Here is a 4270-nt window from a genome sequence, read left to right as displayed (position 1 = left end):
TCTCGGCCCAGCGCGCGAGGTGGTCGCGGGAGAGCTTGCCGCTGGCCCAGGCCACGCTGAAGGGGGCCTTGTTGGCGCTCTTGCCCTTGATGGCGTTTTCAAGGGCGGCACGGAAATCATCACGGTTCATCAGTTCGGCCATTTGGGGGGGCTCCTGTGGGCAACGAGTTCAAGGTTGGGGGACTGCATGGCGTGGTCCGGAGAGGTGAGCGGGCTAGACAGCCCAACCCGGTAAGTCCGATACCTTGAATCTGATTGTATACTATCTACCGTTTTTGTGAAGACGGTATACAACTCTTTCGGAAATAAAAAAACGAGGCTTGGAGAGGCCTCGTTTTTCGTCGCGCGCGGTGTCGCTACCGCCAGAGGAACATGGCGCAAACGGTGGATACGCCCAGCCCGATCAGCACCGGCACCAGCAAGGCGCGCACCGCGTCGAGCACCGGCACGCGGGCAAAGCCGGCCACCGCGATCAGCGAGGACCAGGCGATCAACGTGCCGCCGCCCGTCCACACGGCCCCCATCTGCCCGATTGCCGCAAGGGTGGCGGAATCGAAGCCCACCACCGGACCCAGCGCGCCGGCCAGCGTGCCGGTCAGCGGCAGGCCGGCGAAGCCGGAGCCGTCGATGCCGGTGATCATGCCCACCAGCAGCACACCGAATGCGACCAGCACGTGGTTGTCCGGGATCATGTGCTGGTACGCCTGGATCAGCTCGAACAGCAGGCTGGGCGCCTTGCCGGCGCCGACACCCAGGATCTGCGCCGCGGTTTCGCCGGCGCCGACGAAGAAGAAGCCGGCAATCGGCAACACCGAGCCCATCGCCTTGAAGGCGAAGACGAAGCCGTCCGTAATGTGCTCCGGACATACGTCGAGCATCTTGCGGGGGCCTTCGGCGGCCAGCGTGGCCAGCATCATCAGCACCGCCGCAACCCCGCCAACCAGCGCTGCGGCATCGCCGCCCTTGAGTTCGGGCAGGCCGCTGCCCATCTTGGGCACCACCATCACCGCTACCACCGCCAGGAACGCGAGCGGCGTCACCACGGCAAAGCACTTCGACCACTTGACCCGGCGCAACGCCACCATGGCCAGGCTTCGCTCGATATTGGAATCGGTGGCCAACGGCTCGTCGTGCTCGGTGCCGCGCGCGATCTCGGCCTTGTCGAAGGTGCCGGACTGCTCGAAGCGCTCGTCGGCGCCGCTTGCGCGGGCTTGCCAGTTGGTCAGCAGGCTGCCGCTGGCCGGCACGATGTGCTTGCGCATCGACAGGTACGCCAGCGTCAGCGCGATGACGCCGGTAATGATCGACAGCACCAGCGCACGGTCGGCCACCACCACCGCACTGACCGCCGCGCCGGCGGCTTTGGCGCTGATGCCCGGCGCCACGCCGATCACATAGTCCGACGACAACGCCATGCCCTGCCCGGCTATGGCAATGGCCATGGCACCGGCCAGCGGCGGCAGTCCGGCGGCGATCGCGGCCGGCAGCAGGATGGCGGAAACCAGCGGCACCGCCGGCGTGGGCCAGAAAAACAGCGAAATCACATAGGTAATGCCAGCCAGGATAAAGAAGGCGGAATGGCCGTTCTTCATCACCAGCCGGAACGGCTCAACCATCCGGATATCCGAGCGCAGCGTCTTCAGCGAATTGAGCAGCGCTGTCATGAAGGCGATGACCAGGAAGATGTTGAACAACTCCTTGGCCGCCACCAGGCTTGCCGAAAATATCCCTCCCAGCGCGGAGACCGGGCTGCCGGTCAGCGCGAACACCACCAGGAACGTACCCAGAATCGACGGTACGACCACGTTGGCCCGCAGGATCATGGTCAGGACGATCACCGCCACGCCCAATAGGTAGATCCAGTGTGCCGCGCCAATCACCACTTCGTGTTGCATGAATTCCCCTTGGATCTTTGTCTGTAGAGACCATCGTGTCTGGAGCTATGGCTGCCCCATGAACGTATACTATATTCTTAACTTAGATCAAAACAAGCAGAATCTTCTTGGGGTAGGGAATCCCCCCAAATCGGTGCAAACCCTTATATTTCCGCGCCATAAGCGGGATTCCAGGCACCTTTTGGGAGCTGGATGTTAGTTGAGAACCCAGAATGGATGCCTTCTTTCTGCAAATTATGTAGACTGTATACCGTTAAAGACAGGCAGCAGCTTCCTACCGATCGATTACGCAGGCATCACACAAGACATACATGACGATTTCCACCCTCCTTCCCGCCGGCGTAACGGCCTGGCAATTTGGCATGATGGGCGCCCTGATCCTGGTGGGCGCCTGCCTGCAGGGCGTAGGCGGGATCGGCTTCTCCATGGTGTCGGCGCCGGTCGCGGTGCTGTTCTTCCCGCAACTGGCGCCCGGCCCCCTGCTCGCCATGGGTGGCCTCGTCTCCTTGCTTGGTGCACTACGCGAGTTCCGTGCCATTGCCTGGCGCACGGCGGGCAATGCCCTTCTGGGCCGCGCCGCAGGCACGGTGGTGGCAGTGGCTGCGATGACGCAATTGCCGGCGGAACTGCTGGCGTTGGTGTTCGCGCTGTCGATCCTGGCCGCGGTGGCGCTCAGCCTGCTGGGCTGGCGGGTGCAGGCTTCCGGACTGAATATGGCCTTCGCCGGCGCGGCCTCCGGCTTCATGGGCACGGTCACCTCGGCCGGCGCCCCGCCCTTTGCCATCGTCATGCAGCATCTGCCGCCGCCGCAGTTGCGCGCCACCATTGGCTGCATCCTTTGCGCCGGTGCGGCCTTCTCGCTGGCCATGCTGTCCGCCGCCGGCCGCTTTGGGCTGAGCGACCTCTGGCTCAGCCTGAGCCTGTCGCCCATGCTGCTGGTCGGCTTTGCCGTCTCGAACCGCCTCAAGAACCGCTTCTCGGCCAAGGCCGTGCGCAAGCTGCTGCTGGCGCTCTGCACCGCCGGCGCGATCGGCGTGCTGGTCAAGCTCGCCCTGCCCGCCTGAAACCCCGCGCCCGAAATCTCCCATCCTCTCCCGCTAATCCAGGAAACACACCATGTTGCATATCACCGACGAGATGATCGACCGCCACGTCAGCGCCGCCGACGCCCAGCAAGTGATGCTGGACGCCTTCCGCAGCTTTGGCGAAGGCAAGGCCGCCATGCAGGAGCGCATCCGCACCGAGGCGGGCGGCGTCAAGCTGTCCACGCTCGGGGCGGTGATTCCCGAGCAGCAGGTGGCGGGCGCCAAGGTCTACACCACCATCAAGGGGCAGTTTTCCTTTGTCATCCTGATTTTCTCGACGGAGGACGGCCGGCCGCTGGCCTCCTTCGATGCAGGCGCCATTACCCGGCTGCGCACCGCGGCCTGCTCGGTGCTGGCCGCCCGCCACCTGGCCCGGCCGGACGCGGCAGTGCTCGCGCTGTTCGGCGCCGGCACGCAAGGCGTGCAACATGCCCGCCAACTGGCCGCCACCCTGCCGCTCAAGCGCATCCTGCTGTCCGACCCGTATGCGGATGCCGCCACGCCCGAACGCCTGGCGCAGTGGTGCGGCATCCCCGTCGCCTTCGCTGAACCGGACCAGGCTGTGGCGCAAGCCGACATCGTGGTCACCGCGTCACGCTCCACCACGCCGCTGTTCTCCGGCCAGGCGCTCAAACCCGGCGCCTTTGTCGCGGCGATCGGATCGAGCCTGCCGCACACCCGCGAACTGGACGATGTGGCGCTCTCGCGCGCCAGCAAGCTAGTGGTGGAATGGCGCCCGCAATCGATGCGCGAAGCCGGCGATATCGTGCTGGCCGACCCCGCCGCGCTGCCCGCCGACAAGGTCGTCGAACTGGCCGATGTGGTCACCGGCCGCGTGCAACCACGCGGCAGCAACGCCGACATCCTGATCTACAAGTCGGTGGGGGTCGGTCTGGAAGACGTGGCGCTGGCGGGCTTCGCCTACAGGCAGATCGCCGCGGCGGGTGAAGCCAGAGCCGCGTGAGCGCGAGGCCGGATGCGCGATCGCTCGCCTTGGCAAGTTTGGCCCAAAAAGCTCTTTCGCAAAACTGCAGATAGTATACAATATTCACATGGATCCCGGATTCGGCTGGTTTCTGCGGCCGAGACCTCCGGACCACGCCACGCCGTCCCCCAACCTTGAACTCGCTGCCCACAGGAGCCCCCAAATGGCCGAACTGATGAACCGTGATGATTTCCGTGCCGCCCTTGAAAACGCCATCAAGGGCAAGAGCGCCAACAAGGCCCCCTTCAGCGTGGCCTGGGCCAGCGGCAAGCTCTCCCGCGACCACCTCGCGCGCTGGGCCGAGA

General features: G+C 65.0%; 3 protein-coding genes and 2 pseudogenes. 3 read left to right on the top strand and 2 right to left on the bottom strand.

Features of this window, described 5'->3' with window-relative positions; translation table 11 throughout:
- Together AC1DS6_RS42190 and AC1DS6_RS42185 are read right to left on the bottom strand one after the other, a co-directional pair.
- A pseudogene (locus tag AC1DS6_RS42190) lies at positions 1-142 on the bottom strand (TenA family transcriptional regulator); the annotation flags it as partial.
- Positions 143-356: 214 nt separating this feature from the next.
- Positions 357-1895: a hypothetical protein gene (locus tag AC1DS6_RS42185; protein WP_477104751.1), complete on the bottom strand. Its 1539-nt coding sequence runs from the start codon at positions 1893-1895 to the stop codon at positions 357-359.
- 311 nt (positions 1896-2206) lie between these two features.
- Between AC1DS6_RS42185 and AC1DS6_RS42180 the strand changes: the two genes are divergently transcribed.
- From AC1DS6_RS42180 to AC1DS6_RS42170, 3 genes and pseudogenes are all read left to right on the top strand, one after another.
- Positions 2207-2959 carry a sulfite exporter TauE/SafE family protein gene (locus AC1DS6_RS42180; RefSeq protein ID WP_441637566.1) on the top strand — a complete coding sequence of 251 codons (753 nt, stop codon included), beginning with the start codon at positions 2207-2209 and terminating at the stop codon, positions 2957-2959.
- Between the two features lie 52 nt (positions 2960-3011).
- Positions 3012-3944, top strand: a complete 933-nt coding sequence (locus AC1DS6_RS42175) for an ornithine cyclodeaminase family protein (RefSeq protein WP_477104750.1) — start codon at positions 3012-3014, stop codon at positions 3942-3944.
- A gap of 184 nt (positions 3945-4128) precedes the next feature.
- Positions 4129-4270, top strand: a pseudogene (locus AC1DS6_RS42170) (TenA family transcriptional regulator); the annotation flags it as partial.

The organism is Cupriavidus sp. 05L310 (genome assembly GCF_056398185.1).
Note: the sequence above shows the minus strand (reverse complement) of the source record. Positions and strands in the feature narration are given on the sequence as shown.